Below are 16,369 nucleotides of genomic sequence, written 5' to 3'. Positions count from 1 at the left end.
TAAGTTACAGGAGGCTCATTAAGATAAGATGAACACTTGAAATTGGTGATACCGTATAAATACAGTATTGGTTCTGAGAATTCATCGAATGATGGTCTCACATCGTCCATTACTCAAATGCTCTTAGGAAATTGAGGTGAATTCATCGGGAAAGAGCTGAAGCAACTTTGTAATCAGAAATCCCTTATTATGAGCATTTAATTTTCTTTTTAGAATATCAATATAATGCTCAATAGTACGTTTTGATAAGCCAAGAATAATAGCTATTTCCTCGGCTGTTTTACCGATAATTAATAATCGGGCACATTCAATTTGGCGCTGAGATAAACTAACTGATTTGATTCCTGAACGCTCAAGAGAGTAGTCTTTGAAAAATTCATCCAAAGTACCTGCATAAGATTTTATTGGAAAGGGTTCTACGGCTGTATTAGGTAAAATGAATTTATTTTGTTTTTCACTATAAGTTAATATTTTTGCTGCTCGTTCGATGAAGTAATCACAAAATTTATTCAGTGAAGCCTTGTTATGTACATAATAATTATTCATATCAATTTGATATTTGTCCCCGATAAAATGAAAGTAATCACTGTAATTCTCATGCTTTCTGACAATAGTAAAACTATATCCATAGCCAAATTTTTGCGCAGTAGTTTCATAAAAAGCAGAGGATTTTCCATCAAGGGCGGGGGAGTTTAGAAAATAGCCCTCCAGGGTATGCATTGGCGTACGAAGCATTTCAAGCTTGGAAATTCTTTTTTCATGTTGAATGCATTCCAGGTTAAACTGATATTCGGTAGTTAGGAGAAATGCAGTTTTATCCTCATAAGTACGGCAAAAAGTAAAGCCTTTGACAGGAGTTAAATTAAATAGCGGCAAACAGTATTCTTTAATCAAATTACTGTAAATAAAATACGGTGAATCATTGAGTTCATACATACTTTAAAACCAATATTTTCTTATTTTTATGCTAGTATAAATAATTCCTGCTTTCCACTCAGATACCAATTATCTTCAGTCGATATTAGGCCCTCCCTGGCCCATTCCTTTTAACCAAGTCTTGGAGGAGTCCCTTTTACTGCATTGCTGTCCGGGGAGCAATGATAGACAGTATTTGTTGTTTCTACTTTAGAACTTATTTCCCACTCCATTTCATCTCCCCATGGTGAGCGGTATCTAACTGCTTTTTGTACCGAGTAGCGGTCATCATATTGCTCTACATACCTATTTACATTCGCATGGAGATACAGTAATAGCCCCTGGGAAACTATCAGTTGAATGGCTCCACCTTTTCCATGTTCGGTATTGGAAGAGGTGCTGGCGGCAACAACGGGGACATCCAGCATCCAATCAAGGACAGTAAATATTCCTAGTGACTGTCTTAATGGCAGTAGCGTTTTTTTAGTCTCCGGACATTTGGGTTCACCAACCTGAACTTTCTGATGATAATGCTCATCTTTTTCGCAATGATACCCATGGATTCTTCCTGATCCAAATGCATCAGGCAGCGCAAAGTATCTGCTGGTTCCTTTGGGAACCGGTTGTTCCAACCAGTGCAGAAAATCGTTAAACTCCATTGTATTGTAATTAGCAGGTGCTTCGATAATGCTCTTTTTGCCAATAAGGGATTGAATGAGAGAGTTGGTGGCAACTTCTCCTAAGCGAAGTTGTTGCCATTCATCTGCTTTATAGCCTCCTCCAGTCTGCATCGATATCGCCTGTTCAACAGTTACATTTTTTTGACTGTCTTTGATAATATATTCTCGTATTTCTTTTATTGGGCAAGAGTTGCGCGGATTTACTCTCCGTCTAGGGTTTTCGTGGGGTTGAAAAAATCTCATCATTTTGCTCCAGTTCATGTTGCTTCCAAGGCAACAACTTCTTTATTCCTGCATATAGAATAAAAAATAAACATGAAACCAGAATTAAAACTAGAGATGTTTACTACCGTATTTCTACGGTATTTCGTTAAATATGTTTTCAGTAATAATGATAAGGAATACTAAAAAGGAGCAAAAAATATGCACTCATTTTTCTTAAAAAAAAATACAACCAAACCTGTGGAGGCAGTATTAAAAAAGGAAATCAAAAAAATTTTAAACAGTCGGTTCGGGTTTATGTTTCTTGAAAAAGGAGATAAAGTAATGAGTTACACCAAACATCCTTATCATGATCCCCTGGTTTCAGCGTACACCCCTAATATCATTTACTCTAATGAACGAATGAATCAGGTTCGAGAGGTGATGCGTAAAAGACAGTGTGGGTTTGCGCTGTTTCGAGTTAAAGAAGATACAATTTGCCAGTCCAAGCGTCTAACGAATTATGCTGAAGACATCGAGGGAAAAGATTCATCGAAATTAATTATTGCTCCTGAACTTTTGGAACCAGTAAAGATGCTCCAACACGCTCCACCTCTTTGAGGATTTTGAATGTAAATAATTTAATGAATCGGATCAAACAGGTTCTATATCCTTTTTCCTGACCTGCTTGCCTTAAAAGGTCACAACGGTTTAGATAAATCCATCTAGCTAGAGTTTTCTGAGTTCGGCAGCGTTTATAAACAATTAGCTAAACGATTTTCGACTTCACCTTTGTTTTCGTGAAAATAGAAACTAATTATTAAAGTGACTCAGCATTTCATTCAGAGATAACATTCCCGCCTTCGCGGGAATGACATAATTTTTAAATTAAAGGCAGTGGGGTTTATTTCTGCTTAAGACTGCCCTTAACAAAGTGTTGATTTTGAATGAATCTCGGCTTTGCAAGAGCTGGATTTAGTTAGGCACCCTGATTTTGTTTTTCTTTAATCTCGGACAGGGTCTTACAATCAATACATAAAGTCGCTGTAGGTCTTGCTTCTAAACGTTTGAGGCCGATTTCGATACCACATGCTTCGCAATAGCCGAAATCCTCATTTCTCAAACGCTCTAAGGCATCCTCAATCTTCTTAATCAATTTACGTTCACGATCACGAGTACGTAATTCGATGCTGAATTCTTCTTCCTGGCTGGCCCTATCTGAAGGATCAGGAAAATTAGCCGCTTCATCTTTCATGTGCGTCACTGTACGGTCGACTTCTTCCATCAACGATTGACGCCAAGCTAGCAATATTTTTTCAATATGTGCTAACTGGTTTTCATTCATATATTCTTCACCAGGGGCTTCCGTATAGGGGGTGATTCCCATGCTACCTATCGCGTCGTTTTTCACGTTGTGTCGTCTCTCATTGGTTTTATCAATTAATTGTTCGGTCATTTTAGCCTCCGTTCCCTATTCATGTACAACCTGGGGTTACAGAAAGCGGTTAGGTATACCAAAAAACGATTGTATCATCAATAAAATTATCGCCAACCCCCACTTACTCTGTCATTTCCCTGAATATCTTGCCAACATTGTACGTTCTTATATTGTAATTCATTAAGTATAGTCTGTACTTTTAATTTTTGATCATACCCATGTTCTAGCAAAATCAGGCCGTCAGGTAAAAGGTAGTCATAACCTTGTTTAATAATACATTGTAGATCAGCTAAGCCTTCTTGACTACTCACTAAAGCATTTTGCGGTTCAAAACGTAAATCGCCTTGTTGTAAATGAGGATCAAGCTCTGAAATATAAGGTGGATTAGCAACCAAAGCGTGATATTGGCGTCGAGGAATGTTACTAAACCAATTGGACAGATAAAAACTTACATTCATTATCTTATGGCTTTGTGCATTTTCTTTTGCAATATTTAACGCTTCTTGACTAATATCTGCAGCAATAATATGCCAGTGAGGTCGCTCTTTAGCAAGGGCCAAGGCGATGGCTCCGCTGCCAGTACCCAAGTCTAGAACATAGGTATCTGGGCGATTGGGGATAAGCTCCAAGGCTAATTCTACTAATCGCTCCGTTTCATGTCGTGGAATTAAGGTATGCTTACTGACTTTTAAATTCAGTGACCAGAACTCGCGTTCACCTATGATATAGGCAATGGGAATTCCTTGCGCTCTTTGAGCCATTAAACTTTGGAAGTGTTCCCATTGTTCTGAAGTAAGTAATTCTTCAGGATGTGCAAAGAGGTATGTTCTGGTTCTTTTTAAAGCATGACAGAGTAAAATCTCTGTTTCCAGATCTGGAGTTTTTCCCAGAGCGGTGCGAATATTAATCATTTCGCCCCAGCTCTGCGAGTAATTCTGCATGGTACTCGCGTTTTAATGGTTCGATAACTAATGCCAAATTTCCTTCCATCACGTCACCAAGTTGATAGATCGTCAAATTAATCCGATGATCAGTCAGTCGACCTTGGGGATAGTTATAAGTACGAATGCGCTCAGAACGATCGCCTGTACCTACTAGTGATTTACGAGTTTGTGCTTGTTCTTTCTTTTGTTTGCTTTGTTCGGCATCCAGCAAGCGGGTTTTAAGTAAAGACATGGCTTTGGCACGATTTTTATGCTGGGAGCGTTCATCTTGGCATTCTACTACTACACCCGTTGGGATATGCGTGATTCGTATCGCAGAATCGGTTTTATTGACGTGCTGGCCTCCAGCGCCTGAAGAACGATATGTATCAATTCGTAAATCATCAGGATTAATTTGGATGTCATCAATTTCATCCACCTCAGGCATGATGGCTACAGTACATGCAGAGGTATGTACCCGACCTTGCGATTCGGTTTCAGGCACACGTTGTACACGATGAGCCCCGGATTCAAATTTAAGTTGCGAGTAAACTGCGTTACCACTAATACGCACGATAATTTCTTTATATCCACCATGCTCACCGTGGCTGGCACTGATTAACTCTTGTTGCCAGCCTTGGTTTTCTGCATATCGACTGTACATACGATAAAGATCCCCGGCAAAAATTGCGGCCTCATCACCGCCAGTTCCTGCTCTGACCTCGAGATAAATGTTACGTTCATCATCTGGATCTTTGGGAATCAAATGCCACTGTAACTGTTCGTCAAGCTCATCTATTTGCTTTTGAGCGTCTGCCAACTCTTCTTCGGCCATTGATGCCAGCTCTTTATCATCTCCCTCGAGCATTTCGTTCAGTGAAGATAAATTATTGTTAGCCTCAACGTAGGTTTCATAACATGTCGCTACTGGCTCTAACTGAGCGTATTCTTTGGAAAGAGTTTTAAACTGATTCTGATCTGCAATAACTGACGCTTCTGATAACAAGCGACCTACTTCTTGATATCGCTCGAGCATTTGTTGCAGTTTAACTTCAAGAGATTTCTTCATAGGATGATTGATGTGTTGTTGTATTAAAAAGATATTGTGCCAAAGTAAATAAATCTTCCCGGCCATCTTTAGCGATTTGCCTTAAACCTGCAGTAGGGCTATGTGTGAGTTTATTAACCAAGCGTTCACTAAATTCATTTAAAACGACCTGCTGACATTGTCCGGCAGAAAGTTTTTTCAAAGCGCGCTGCAACTCTTTTTGTGCCAAGTCTTGCATTTGACTGCGGTAATCACAAATGACTTTTTTGGCTTTAAGTGAGCGATGCTTGCGGATGTATTTATTCAATTCTTCATCGATTAATTGTTCTGCATGTAATGCGGCATGGCGTCTTTCTTCCATGCCTTTATCGATCATGAATTGCAAATCATCGATGTTATAAAGTTGTATTTGTCCCAATTCCTTGATGTTATCTTCTACGTCTCGGGGAACTGATAAATCCAAGAAAAACATGGGTGCATGATTTCTTTGATTTAATGCCTCTTCGACCAAACTCCTATTAATAAAATGGATTGGACAATTTGTCGCGGAGACAATGACGTCTGCTTGAGGTAAATATTCAGCAATATCAGTAATTGGAATGGTTTTTCCATTAAATGAGTTGGCAAGTTTTTCCGCATTTTCAAGCGTTCTACTTGCAACCATAAAACGTTCAACGCCCTGCTGACGCAAGTATTTAGCAACTAAAGAAGCGGTTTCGCCTGAACCAATTAAAAAAACATTCAGCGATTTGTAGTCTGTAAAAAGCTGTCCTATCAATTGGACTGCAGCATACGCAATTGAAACGGGATTTGTACCCACTCCACTTTGCGTTCGTACGCGCTTTGAAGCACAAAAAACATATTCAAAAATTGGACGTAATTCTGTTTTTATTGCACTGAGGTTGCAAGCATGCTGGTAGGCTTGTTTCATTTGCCCAAGAATCTGGGGTTCACCAATCATCATGGAGTCTAGACCACTGGCAACACGTAAAAGATGTTTGATTCCCTGATGGCCTTTATGCACATAAAAGAATGGGGATAATGCATCTAATGGTAATTGATGTTCTTTGCTAAGCCAACGTGCAATGATTTGAGGATCTTGGGTGTCGCAGTATATTTCTGTGCGATTACAGGTTGATAAAATAGCCGCTTCATTTACTTCTGGTAGATTTAACAAGCTATGGAGCAAGGAATCCTGGGTAGCCGGAGATAAGGCGACTTTTTCACGCACGTTTATTGGAGCAGTTTTATGATTTAGTCCGCAAGCAACAAACACCATAGAATATAAATTATTTGAATATGATTTATTGAGTTAATCGTGGAATTGTAAACGATTAGGCGGTAAATTTGTAGGGGCATACTGCCTTATTTCTTTATTTTGATTCCAAAACAATGATAATGAAGCCCTGCAGAGGCCTTGTCTACAGCCCAATTAAAAAAAAACAGCTGTAAAATTAAAGTACATTTTTATTTTGCCGCTAACAAGAGTAGAGGGTTTTATACAAAAATCCCAAGTTATGGGGAGAGCATCATGGATATTATCCTGCAAGGCGAACACAGTGGCGAAGAAGCAGCAAAAAGTTTGGCACGTGTATTAGAATTATTTAAAGAACGATATCATATCGCTGGATTTCGTGAAATTCATTTAACAGTCACGTTAATTGATGAACAGGGAGATGATGTTGAGTTAGTTGATAGCGAATCGAATCAGGCGTATCGTATTTTTGAAGTTTATCGGCAAGGTTATGAACTCAATGGTAGAAAAGGAACGCCTGTATTGGAATTAATCGTTGATAACACACGCCCTCGGTGAAGGAGTAGCTTATGCTTTTGGCAATTATCGCCATTATTCTTACATTAATTTTGGTTGTTGGAATACATGAGGGCGGGCATGCATTAGTAGCACGCATTTTTTCAGTGCGAATCAAAAAAATTTCTATAGGTTTTGGCAAGCCGTTATTGCGTTGGCAAAGTCGAAGTGGTTGTGAATGGGTATGGGCTTTTTTTCCGTTAGGGGGCTACGTCCAATTAGAAAATACACGAATCAGTCCGGTGCATCCGAAACAGCACGCCGTATGTTTTGATAAAAAACCGATTTGGCAGCGTATTCTTATTTTATTGGCTGGGGCTGCGGCAAATCTGATTACAGCATGGTTTGCTTTTGTTTTAGTGTATAGCATAGGTCTTACATATACTTTGCCAGAAATCAAAGAAGTACTCCCCAACAGTACTGCCGCGCAATCAGGAATGCTTGCTGGCGATAAATTCAAATCGATTGACGGTTCTGCTACTCCGACCTGGAGTGATGTGGGGATGCGTTTAGTGATTCTATGGGGAAAAAACAATATTCCGGTTACGCTTATTCGGGCTGATGGTAAAGAGTCAAAAACAATGCTTGACTTAAGCCATCAGCAGTTTCGTGGAGTAAAAACATCTTTATTGACGCAATTGGGTATTAAACCTGATTTATCGGCGCCAAAAAATACATTGCGCGCTTCATCTCTTATGGATGCAATACATAAAACGAATGAGTACATGGGCAATATGGTTTATTTTTTTCTAATGATATTGAAACAATTACTTACTGGAGTAATCCCTTTTTCAGTATTGTTAGGACCTCTGGGTATTTTTGCCGCGTCAGTAGCCTCATTCACCCAGGGAGTGGCTGTTTTTCTATTTTTTATAGCCACTTTAAGTCTGGCCGTTGCAGTGATTAACCTAGTTCCTATCCCTGGCTTGGATGGAGGTTCTATACTGTATGCGCTAATTGAAAAAGTCCGCGGCAAAGCGGTCTCAGTGCCAATGGAGCTTTTATTACATCGACTGGTATTTATTATATTTTGTGTGTTATTGGTTCATTTATTGATGAATGATCTGCAGCGAATCTAAATTTTGATGTTCAATGTGATGATTTACCCACGGTTCGTGCACAGCACCATACGTCTACCTGTTTTACTCCCGATTTTTTTAGAGTGAGTGCCAGCTCATTGGCCGTGCTGCCAGTAGTTAAGAGATCATCAATAATTGCTACATGATGCCAGGGAAGTTTTTTAGTTTTAAACGCATGGCGTAAATTTTTTTGTCTTTGTTCTCCATCAAGGCTTGCCTGGGGCTCTGTATTAATGATCTTTTGACAACTGGTTAAATCATAAGGTAACTGTAGTTTTCGGGCGAGTAAACGAACTAAAGCTGCTGCATGGTTAAATCCGCGTGCCTTGATGCGTTGCGGGTGCATAGGAACAGGGATTAAACATTGAGGTTTGGTTTCATGACTGAGTGAATTTAGAATTAAGTGACTTAGAAAAGAACCGAGATAAAGACCATTATGGTATTTAAATTGATGCAAAAGGCTGCGCAGTGGTTCTTCAAAGATGTAATGAATGATTGCACGATCGAAATGAGGTGTTTTTTTAATACAGCGCCCACAGACTAGCAGATGCGTATCGGGTAAAGGATAAGCGCAGTAGCGGCAAGCAGGGCCTAAGCGAGTCATGAGCTCAATACATGCGCTGCATACTGCCATTTTGCAATGATGAAATTGATTGCATAAGGCGCATATTGAGTACAAGCGCAAACTTTGTGTTAAACTCCATATTTTCTGGCGCACGAGCGTTGGAATCCATTAATTTTTCCTGGTTTTATAATGGCTGTTATCTACGAAATTAGCAAGGCATTTAATCAACATGCCGCTGAATATGAACGTGCTGCTAAGGTACAACAAGAAATTGGAGTACGCTTATTAGAGCGATTGCAGTATTTGAATATGAAGCCACAGCGTATTCTTGACCTTGGATGTGGACCAGGTTTTTTTTCCTATGAATTGACCAAAATATATCCAAAGGCCCAGGTTGTTGGTTTGGATTTGGCAGCGTTGATGTTAATTCAGGCGCAAAAAAAACAAGGTTGGCGGCGCAAGTGGTCTTTAGTGGCTGCAGATATGTTGCATATGCCATTTGCTACAGGCGCATTTGACTTGATTTTTGCCAATCAAGTGATTCACTGGGGTAGCCCTTTACAGCAAGTTTTTCGCGAATTGAATCGAGTGATGAAAGCTAATGGATGCTTGATGTTCACTACCTTGGGTCCTGATACCTTTAAAGAATTAAAATACGCCTGGTCCGGAGCAAATCAACATGCTCATGTTAATGAGTTTGCTGACATGCATGATGTAGGTGATTATCTGATGGCAGAGCATTTCTTGGAGCCAGTAGTCGATATGGAATTATTGGCGGTGCATTATGAAAGTCTGCCCAAGTTATTACAGGCTTTAAAAGCTCAAGGGGTAAAAAATATTAATCCTCAAAGAAACCAGGGTTTAACCGGGAAAACGGCTTGGCGACAATTTGAGCAAAATTATTCTACCCTGCAAACTGATAACGGGAAATATCCGTTGACCTATGAAGTAGTTTATGGACATGCCTGGAAAGGCGAGCAAAGAAAAACAGAACTTGGGATAGAAACCATGATCCCTGTTTCGCAGATCATGAGGCGCAAGAGTTAGTATTTTATTGAATACTTATCTTCGCTTAATTTCTTGATACAGTTGTAATGCTCTTTTCCTTGCTAGATTATGATCTACTATGGGAAAAGGATAATCTTTACCCAGGGTAATGAGTAACTCATTTTGAGGCGCTTCCCAAGGTTTGTGAACCCATTTACTAGAAACTTGTGCTAATTCTGGTACCCATGTTTTAACGTATTGACCTTGGGGGTCAAATTTTTCTCCTTGGAGTATGGGATTAAAAATGCGAAAGTAAGGTGCGGCGTCTGCTCCTGAGCCAGCTACCCATTGCCAACTGGCAGAATTATTTGCCAAGTCGGCATCAAGGAGTGTATACCAAAACCATTTCGCTCCTTCTCGCCAATCGATTAATAAATCTTTGACCAGGAATGAGGCAACAATCATTCGTACTCGGTTATGCATGTAGCCAGTTCGCCACAATTCACGCATTCCAGCATCAATAATGGGGAAACCGGTTAACCCTTTTTGCCAGAGTTTCAATTGTTCATTATCATTTTGCCATAAAAAAGCATCGAACTCTGGACGAAAATTGTCATGAGGCAAACTAGGGGCGTGATAAAGTAAATGGTAGGAGAATTCTCTCCATCCTAATTCTGCGAGAAAACGTTCGACTGAGCCAAGGTCAAAATCTTGTTGAAACTGGGCTTGATCAATTGCCCTCCATACTTGCCAGGGACTAATTTCGCCGAAATGTAAATGTGGTGACAGACGCGATGTGCCCGTTTTACTCGGTTCGTCACGATATTTTTTATAATTTTGCAGATGATGTTGAATAAAAAGATCCAGCTTTTTCAGGGCGCCGAGCTCACCAGGCTCCCAAAACGCATGGAATTCTTTTGCCCAATCAGGGTTTTTAGGTAAAAGGTTCCAATTGAATATGTTGTCTGAATTAATCTCAGGACTATCAGGCCATTTATCAACAATAAGAGTATTTGGTATTTCAATTTGCTTTAAGCATTGTTTCCAAAATGGGGTAAATACTTTAAAGTACTCGCCATTTTTATTCTTGATGGTCCAAGGCTCATTTAGCAGACTTCCGTTAAATGAGTTTACTTTTATCCCCAGAGTGGTCAATTCTTTCTTAATGTGTTTGTCACGCGCAATACTGGCTGGCTCATAACATCGATTCCAATAAATTTCAGTAATTGCATGATGTTCCATGAGTTTTTTTAAAATCAGTAAAGCATTTCCTTTCCTTAGGCATAGCTCCAGGCCATGTTTTTTTAATTCTTTTTGCAAACTGGAGAGACTATGATGTAGCCACCAACCTTGCGATCTACCGATTGATTCGCAGGGATCTTCTAAAATATAAAGAGGAATGATCTCGCGATGATTTTTACAGGCTGCATACAATGCTGGATTATCATGACAGCGCAAGTCCTGACGAAACCATACGATTGCGGTTGACATACCTGTCTCCTTTCAATTTAGGCCACGGATTGATTTTGGATTGTAATTATAGCCTGGGTGGGGCGTAGAGCAACCCAGGTTATCTGTCTAATTTACTACGTTCTTGTAATTTCCTGGTTAAGTCAATCAATGCAAGTGCTTTGCGATCAAATATTTTTAGTGCATCAACGGCAATTTGATAATGCGAGTTGATTTCCTCCTCCAATTTATTTTTGGAATACAGAGTTGCAAACGTAGTTTTTTGGTTTGCCAAGTCAGAGGAGCGCCCTTTACCCAAGTCTGCAGGAGCATAATGATCCAGGTAGTCGTCTTGCATTTGAAAAACCAGGCCTAAATGACTGGCATAAGTCCGTAAGGCGACTTGATGTGCTTCCGATGTTGCACGAGCATTCAGAACCATTTCAATGCACGCTAAAATAAGTCGCCCGGTTTTAAGATAGTGAATTTCTCTGAGTTGTTTTTCGCTCGTAGACGATTTCGCTAATTCAGACAAATCCAGGCTTTGTCCACTTACCATCCCACTAATGCCACTGGCTTTAACAAGCTCAAGAGTAACCGCAATGACTTGTTGGGGTTGAATCAGTGGAGAAAGATGAGTTAATAAGACTTCAATAGCCAAAGGTTGCATGCCGTCACCGGCTAAAATCGCTGTTGCCTCATCAAAAGCTTTATGACAACTCGGTTTGCCACGACGCAGATCATCATTGTCCATGGCAGGGAGATCATCATGAATTAACGAATAGCAATGCGTTAATTCAATCGCTGCAGCAATAACATCGAGAATTTTTAAATCAAGATCGAGCAAGTCCCCGGTTAAATAAACCAAAACAGGTCTGATTCTCTTTCCACCAGGGAATAGAGAATAATTAATTGCAGAACGTATCATTGTTGCAGGTATAGAAGCGTCATTGATTATTTGCTGTAGAAATTCTTCGTGCCGTTTTATGTAATTACTTATCACTTAATTGTTCATCCGAGCTGGGTTCTGCAGAGGTTAATGTTTCTATTTTCTGTTCGGCCTTTTGTAGCACATCCTGACAACGTCTGGCCAGGCTAATTCCTTTTTCAAATTGTTTCAGTGAGTCTTCTAAAGAAAGTTCGCCTTTTTCCAGTTGCCTGACAATTTCCTCTAGTTCCGTGATCGATTGCTCAAAATGCATACCTTGGCTCATAGATTTTGTCCTGATTGTGCAAAATGTACTGATTATACTAAGTTGTACTCAGGATTCAATGTAAGTAAATTAATTTTATTTGAATTGTATTCCCTGGTTTCTCTCGGCTGCCTCCAGGAGATGCCTAATGAAGATTCGATAAACTAAATCGTGTATATTAACGGCAACTGAATCTGATGGAATAAGTATGAAAACGAAAACCCAATTTGTATGCAGTCAATGTGCCGCAATTTTTAAGCAATGGGCTGGACAGTGCACGCAGTGTGGGGCATGGAATTCGATCGCAGAAGAAGGTATGCCGGTGAGTCGGAATTCGCGCAGCGGTTCTTGGGTGAATCAACGCTCAGTAATCACAGCTGTAGAAGATGTGGTTATGGATAAAGAAGTGCGTATGGATTGTGGTTTATCCGAACTTAACAGAGTACTTGGTGGGGGATTGGTTTATGGCTCTGTAGTCCTAATTGGCGGCGATCCGGGCATCGGTAAATCGACTTTGTTATTGCAAACCTTGGCCAATCTCTCCATGCAAGAAACTGTTTTGTATGTGACTGGTGAAGAATCCTTACAACAAGTAGCTATGCGTGCCAAACGACTGGGATTGCCTTTGGCGGGATTACGACTTTTAGCCGAGACCCAGGTTGAGTCAATTATTGCGCAAGCACAAAAAGAAAATCCTAAAGTCATCGTTATCGATTCCATTCAAACTATTTTCACAGAAACGATTAGTTCTGCTCCTGGAGGGGTAAGCCAGGTGCGTGAATCGGCAGCACAATTGGTTCGTTTTGCCAAGCTAACGCAAACCGCGGTGTTTCTGGTTGGACATGTAACGAAAGAGGGTGCTTTAGCCGGTCCACGAGTTTTAGAGCATATGGTAGACAGTGTTTTATATTTTGAAGGCCAAAGTGACAGTCGGTTTAGGGTCATTCGTGCCATTAAAAACCGTTTTGGTGCAGTCAATGAGCTCGGTGTGTTTGCGATGACGGACAAAGGTTTAAAAGAAGTGGCTAATCCCTCAGCGATTTTTTTATCGCGTCAGCCAGAGCCTACTGCAGGTAGTGCCGTGATGGTTACGTGGGAAGGGTCGCGCCCTATGTTGGTTGAAGTACAAGCTCTGGTTGATGAAGCACATGGGCAGCAATCCAAGCGTGTGACGGTTGGGCTTGAATCCAATCGTTTGGCTATTTTACTGGCTGTTTTACATCGACATGGAGGAATTGCTACGTACGATCAAGATATTTTCATTAATGTAGTGGGTGGCGTGAAGGTGACGGAAACCGGGTCCGACTTGGCCTTATTAGCAGCAGTAGTATCCAGTTTACGTAATCGAATTTTTGATAGGGAAACCATTATCTTTGGTGAAGTAGGCCTAGCAGGTGAAATTAGACCGGTCCAAAGTGGGCAAGAGCGCTTGAAAGAAGCAGCAAAACATGGTTTTAAACGAGCAATTGTCCCGTTTGCCAATGCGCCGAAACAGAATAACTCTTCAATGATAATCGAACCTGTTAAATATTTGCATGAAGTTTTGGAAAAAATGTAGCCTGATTTGAAAAGTGAATTGGAGGATAAGAGTATAAAAAAGAAACGTCTTTCTCCCAAAATGAAATCCATAGAATATACTAAAGAAGAATGTGTGAATTTTTTGATGCGTCTCTATGAAGTGGTTGAGTTAATGCCCCTAGAGAGTGAGGCAGCAAAAAATGCCAAGGCGATTTTTTTAAAGACGTGCCAGAATGAATTGGAAATTCGAAGGATACGTGATTTGGTGATTTCTTAAACTTGTCTTGTCGTAGCCTGGACCCTTTTTCAACCAGGCTATATTCAGACGATGGTGGGATGATATATGGACATAACTCCTTTTTTTAAATTAATGGTTGACCGCGGTGCTTCAGACTTATTTTTTAGTGTAGGAGCGCCACCCCATATTAAAATTGAAGGAGTCATTTCTCCTGTAGGCCAGGTACCACTTAAATCCCAACAAATGGCTGAAATTGTTTTATCGCTGATGAATGATGATCAGCGTAAAGAATTCGAGGCTAATTGGGAGCTGAATATGGCGCTCTCCATTGCCGCCGTTGGGCGTTTCAGAATTAATTTGTTTCGCCAGCGTGGAGACATCTCTATGGTGGTGCGTTATATCAAGAATAAGATTCCTTCAATTGAACAATTAAATTTACCGCTGATTTTAAAATCGATTGTTATGGAGTTACGTGGCCTGGTTTTGGTCGTAGGTGCTACAGGATCGGGGAAATCAACAACTTTGGCGGCGATGATTGATTATCGCAATGAAAATCAAAGTGGGCATATTTTAACGATTGAAGACCCCATCGAATTTATTCATCAGCATAAAAAATCCATAGTGGATCAACGTGAAGTGGGTATCGATACAATGAGCTATGATAATGCCTTAATCAATGCAATGCGTGAAGCTCCTGATGTGATTTTAATCGGCGAGATTCGTGAGCGCAATGCGATGAAGCATGCTATTGCCTATGCAGAAACAGGGCATTTATGTATTTCGACGCTCCATGCCAATAATGCAAATCAGGCAATGGATCGCATTATCAATTTTTTCCCTGAAGATGCAAGAAAACAGGTATTGATGGACTTGTCGCTTAATTTGCGAGCTATTATTTCAATGCGTCTTATTCCCGGTGTGAACAATCAACGTATGGCCGCTGTAGAATTATTATTAAATACACCTTATGTTTCTGATTTGATCGAGAAAGGAAAAATTGATGACATTAAAGAGGCTATGGAGCGCAGCACCGAACAGGGCATGCAGACTTTTGATCAGGCTTTATTAAAATTATATCGAAATGGGGTGATTTCCAAGGAAAATGCAATTAAGTATGCTGACTCAAAAAATAATGTTGGTTTGCAAATTCGTTTAAATAGCAGCGCAGACTTTGATTCACAAGATGATAATTTGACAATCGATGAGAATTGATTTTTTTGTTCTTCGTGTTAAAATTTAGAGCAATTTGATTCCGATCTATGGTTCATGGCTGCATTTTTTCAGATTAGAGACATTACGTTAGGGCCTGCTTCACATGCATCGGGACATGAGGCGTATCTTAAAGCGGTATATACTCCTCCCAATCGGGAAAAACCACCCTATAAAATCATTTATAAAAAGAATAAATACGATCGAGCGGAATTCTCTCGTTTGGAAGTGATGTTTAGCCAGTTGGCTCGCTTGTTTTTATTATCTGATCTAACGCCATCCAACAACCTGGTGGTAGATGAGGAAAAAAATATTCTTGGTTTAGCCGTTCAGCATCTTTGCTATGTTATAGCAAACAAGGAGCGTTCAGAGCATGACTTTTATACATTAAATGATCCTAATACAGGTTGCACCACTTCTCCTTTTCGCCCCAATGATCCCATCCAAATACCCATTTATTTTCTGGATAAATTGCCGCAGGGTTTTTTTGCGCGCCTAGTTGAAGCGGAGATAGATGGAAATTTAACCATTGATTATGAATCTTTAGCCAGCATCCTCGCAACTTCTTATACTTTGGAAGAGGATGATTTGCATAAAGGAAATTATGGTTTTTATCTGGTAGAGCGCAATGGTAAGCCTCAGGTGGTATTCTTTAAAATTGATCATGATTTGATGTTCGTAGATAGCATCATGGGGTTTCATACTCGCCGGCCTTTCCACTTAATACACGGTGCCCATGCGTTTGACATCACAATTGAGGATCTTAAGTCTCTAACGTGTTTAACCCATTCTTCTAATTCCTATTGGCCAACAAAATTTGGTTATATTGCTAATCCTTTTGACAATAAGGAATACCATAATTATGCTGATATCAATGCATTTTCTCTGCTAAGTCATAATCCCCTGTTTATCAACGCCAAATGGAAATCTTTTTATAAACATATATTAATTCCGAATGAGCTTATTAAGCAGACATTACAAGATTGTGCGGAGATGGAAAGCGCTTCTGATCGCGCCGAAGTCGCTTTAATGACTCAAACGACCATAGCAAGGATTGCCCCTTATCTAATTTGCATACATAATTTCGAAATTCTTTTATCGAAAACAATGCGGCAC

The 16,369-nt window shown here is 40.0% G+C and carries 18 protein-coding genes and 1 pseudogene; 8 read left to right on the top strand and 11 right to left on the bottom strand.

Annotation, left to right across the window (positions count from 1 at the left end):
• Positions 1–123: 123 nt before the first annotated feature.
• Entirely contained in the window at positions 124–936 is an 813-nt protein-coding gene (locus DGG96_RS17945) for a helix-turn-helix transcriptional regulator (protein ID WP_110143914.1), read from the bottom strand.
• A 110-nt stretch (positions 937–1,046) separates the two neighbouring features.
• On the bottom strand, positions 1,047–1,841 hold the full coding sequence (locus tag DGG96_RS17940) for a hypothetical protein (RefSeq protein ID WP_233590621.1): 795 nt from the start codon (positions 1,839–1,841) through the stop codon (positions 1,047–1,049).
• 177 nt (positions 1,842–2,018) lie between these two features.
• Between DGG96_RS17940 and DGG96_RS17935 the strand changes: the two genes are divergently transcribed.
• Positions 2,019–2,417 (top strand): hypothetical protein, encoded by a 399-nt coding sequence (locus DGG96_RS17935; RefSeq protein WP_110143913.1) that lies wholly within the window; start codon positions 2,019–2,021, stop codon positions 2,415–2,417.
• A 358-nt stretch (positions 2,418–2,775) separates the two neighbouring features.
• Here DGG96_RS17935 and dksA read toward each other — a convergent pair whose 3' ends face one another.
• The 4 genes from dksA to hemA form a co-directional block, all read right to left on the bottom strand.
• Complete coding sequence (gene dksA, locus DGG96_RS17930) at positions 2,776–3,252, bottom strand: RNA polymerase-binding protein DksA (protein ID WP_110143912.1); 477 nt, start codon at positions 3,250–3,252, stop codon at positions 2,776–2,778.
• A gap of 86 nt (positions 3,253–3,338) precedes the next feature.
• Positions 3,339–4,145 carry a peptide chain release factor N(5)-glutamine methyltransferase gene (gene prmC, locus DGG96_RS17925; RefSeq protein WP_110143911.1) on the bottom strand — a complete coding sequence of 269 codons (807 nt, stop codon included), beginning with the start codon at positions 4,143–4,145 and terminating at the stop codon, positions 3,339–3,341.
• Positions 4,138–5,226, bottom strand: coding sequence for a peptide chain release factor 1 (gene prfA, locus DGG96_RS17920; protein WP_110143910.1), 1,089 nt, complete (start codon positions 5,224–5,226; stop codon positions 4,138–4,140). The genes prmC and prfA overlap by 8 nt, the downstream gene beginning before the upstream one ends.
• Positions 5,210–6,484: a glutamyl-tRNA reductase gene (gene hemA / locus DGG96_RS17915; protein WP_110143909.1), complete on the bottom strand. Its 1,275-nt coding sequence runs from the start codon at positions 6,482–6,484 to the stop codon at positions 5,210–5,212. Before hemA ends, prfA begins: the two co-directional genes overlap by 17 nt.
• A gap of 252 nt (positions 6,485–6,736) precedes the next feature.
• Here hemA and DGG96_RS17910 point away from each other — a divergent pair, with 252 nt between their 5' ends.
• Together DGG96_RS17910 and DGG96_RS17905 are read left to right on the top strand one after the other, a co-directional pair.
• Positions 6,737–7,018 (top strand): hypothetical protein, encoded by a 282-nt coding sequence (locus DGG96_RS17910; RefSeq protein ID WP_110143908.1) that lies wholly within the window; start codon positions 6,737–6,739, stop codon positions 7,016–7,018.
• Positions 7,019–7,029: 11 nt separating this feature from the next.
• Positions 7,030–8,094, top strand: a complete 1,065-nt coding sequence (locus DGG96_RS17905; RefSeq protein WP_110143907.1) for a M50 family metallopeptidase — start codon at positions 7,030–7,032, stop codon at positions 8,092–8,094.
• Positions 8,095–8,104: 10 nt separating this feature from the next.
• On the opposite strand, the gene DGG96_RS17900 is transcribed toward DGG96_RS17905, so the two are convergent.
• Both DGG96_RS17900 and DGG96_RS21325 read right to left on the bottom strand, forming a co-directional pair.
• Positions 8,105–8,698, bottom strand: coding sequence for a ComF family protein (locus tag DGG96_RS17900; RefSeq protein ID WP_110143906.1), 594 nt, complete (start codon positions 8,696–8,698; stop codon positions 8,105–8,107).
• A gap of 4 nt (positions 8,699–8,702) precedes the next feature.
• A complete protein-coding gene (locus DGG96_RS21325; protein WP_276309329.1) occupies positions 8,703–8,828 on the bottom strand; it encodes a hypothetical protein in 126 nt (41 codons plus the stop codon).
• A 20-nt stretch (positions 8,829–8,848) separates the two neighbouring features.
• Here DGG96_RS21325 and bioC point away from each other — a divergent pair, with 20 nt between their 5' ends.
• Positions 8,849–9,706, top strand: a complete 858-nt coding sequence (bioC, locus tag DGG96_RS17895) for a malonyl-ACP O-methyltransferase BioC (RefSeq protein WP_110143905.1) — start codon at positions 8,849–8,851, stop codon at positions 9,704–9,706.
• A 15-nt stretch (positions 9,707–9,721) separates the two neighbouring features.
• Here the strand turns inward: bioC and DGG96_RS17890 are convergent, their stop codons facing one another.
• The 3 genes from DGG96_RS17890 to DGG96_RS17880 all read right to left on the bottom strand — a co-directional run bounded on the left by DGG96_RS17890 (position 9,722) and on the right by DGG96_RS17880 (position 12,309).
• The gene (locus DGG96_RS17890) at positions 9,722–11,137 is read right to left on the bottom strand and encodes a cryptochrome/photolyase family protein (RefSeq protein WP_110143904.1); all 1,416 of its coding nucleotides are present in this window, start codon (positions 11,135–11,137) and stop codon (positions 9,722–9,724) included.
• Positions 11,138–11,216: 79 nt separating this feature from the next.
• Positions 11,217–12,098 carry a polyprenyl synthetase family protein gene (locus DGG96_RS17885; RefSeq protein ID WP_110143903.1) on the bottom strand — a complete coding sequence of 294 codons (882 nt, stop codon included), beginning with the start codon at positions 12,096–12,098 and terminating at the stop codon, positions 11,217–11,219.
• Entirely contained in the window at positions 12,088–12,309 is a 222-nt protein-coding gene (locus tag DGG96_RS17880; RefSeq protein WP_058468177.1) for an exodeoxyribonuclease VII small subunit, read from the bottom strand. Before DGG96_RS17880 ends, DGG96_RS17885 begins: the two co-directional genes overlap by 11 nt.
• A 187-nt stretch (positions 12,310–12,496) precedes the next feature.
• Here DGG96_RS17880 and radA point away from each other — a divergent pair, with 187 nt between their 5' ends.
• The 4 genes and pseudogenes from radA to DGG96_RS17865 form a co-directional block, all read left to right on the top strand.
• Complete coding sequence (gene radA / locus DGG96_RS17875) at positions 12,497–13,846, top strand: DNA repair protein RadA (RefSeq protein ID WP_110143902.1); 1,350 nt, start codon at positions 12,497–12,499, stop codon at positions 13,844–13,846.
• A gap of 6 nt (positions 13,847–13,852) precedes the next feature.
• The gene (locus DGG96_RS20685) at positions 13,853–14,083 is read left to right on the top strand and encodes a hypothetical protein (protein WP_133249344.1); all 231 of its coding nucleotides are present in this window, start codon (positions 13,853–13,855) and stop codon (positions 14,081–14,083) included.
• 66 nt (positions 14,084–14,149) lie between these two features.
• The gene (locus DGG96_RS17870) at positions 14,150–15,256 is read left to right on the top strand and encodes a PilT/PilU family type 4a pilus ATPase (RefSeq protein ID WP_110143901.1); all 1,107 of its coding nucleotides are present in this window, start codon (positions 14,150–14,152) and stop codon (positions 15,254–15,256) included.
• 54 nt (positions 15,257–15,310) lie between these two features.
• Positions 15,311–16,369, top strand: a pseudogene (locus tag DGG96_RS17865) (Dot/Icm T4SS effector AnkK/LegA5); the annotation flags it as partial.

The sequence above is a fragment of the Legionella qingyii genome (assembly GCF_003184185.1).
Note: the sequence above shows the minus strand (reverse complement) of the source record. Positions and strands in the feature narration are given on the sequence as shown.

Bases quoted from the DNA above. Each gene is read 5' to 3' on its own strand.
- DGG96_RS17945 (WP_110143914.1), bottom strand. From the start codon at position 936: ATGTATGAACTCAATGATTCACCGTATTTTATTTACAGTAATTTGATT.
- DGG96_RS17940 (WP_233590621.1), bottom strand. From the start codon at position 1,841: ATGATGAGATTTTTTCAACCCCACGAAAACCCTAGACGGAGAGTAAAT.
- DGG96_RS17935 (WP_110143913.1), top strand. From the start codon at position 2,019: ATGCACTCATTTTTCTTAAAAAAAAATACAACCAAACCTGTGGAGGCA.
- dksA (WP_110143912.1), bottom strand. From the start codon at position 3,252: ATGACCGAACAATTAATTGATAAAACCAATGAGAGACGACACAACGTG.
- prmC (WP_110143911.1), bottom strand. From the start codon at position 4,145: ATGATTAATATTCGCACCGCTCTGGGAAAAACTCCAGATCTGGAAACA.
- prfA (WP_110143910.1), bottom strand. From the start codon at position 5,226: ATGAAGAAATCTCTTGAAGTTAAACTGCAACAAATGCTCGAGCGATAT.
- hemA (WP_110143909.1), bottom strand. From the start codon at position 6,484: ATGGTGTTTGTTGCTTGCGGACTAAATCATAAAACTGCTCCAATAAAC.
- DGG96_RS17910 (WP_110143908.1), top strand. From the start codon at position 6,737: ATGGATATTATCCTGCAAGGCGAACACAGTGGCGAAGAAGCAGCAAAA.
- DGG96_RS17905 (WP_110143907.1), top strand. From the start codon at position 7,030: ATGCTTTTGGCAATTATCGCCATTATTCTTACATTAATTTTGGTTGTT.
- DGG96_RS17900 (WP_110143906.1), bottom strand. From the start codon at position 8,698: ATGACTCGCTTAGGCCCTGCTTGCCGCTACTGCGCTTATCCTTTACCC.
- DGG96_RS21325 (WP_276309329.1), bottom strand. From the start codon at position 8,828: ATGGATTCCAACGCTCGTGCGCCAGAAAATATGGAGTTTAACACAAAG.
- bioC (WP_110143905.1), top strand. From the start codon at position 8,849: ATGGCTGTTATCTACGAAATTAGCAAGGCATTTAATCAACATGCCGCT.
- DGG96_RS17890 (WP_110143904.1), bottom strand. From the start codon at position 11,137: ATGTCAACCGCAATCGTATGGTTTCGTCAGGACTTGCGCTGTCATGAT.
- DGG96_RS17880 (WP_058468177.1), bottom strand. From the start codon at position 12,309: ATGAGCCAAGGTATGCATTTTGAGCAATCGATCACGGAACTAGAGGAA.
- radA (WP_110143902.1), top strand. From the start codon at position 12,497: ATGAAAACGAAAACCCAATTTGTATGCAGTCAATGTGCCGCAATTTTT.
- DGG96_RS17870 (WP_110143901.1), top strand. From the start codon at position 14,150: ATGGACATAACTCCTTTTTTTAAATTAATGGTTGACCGCGGTGCTTCA.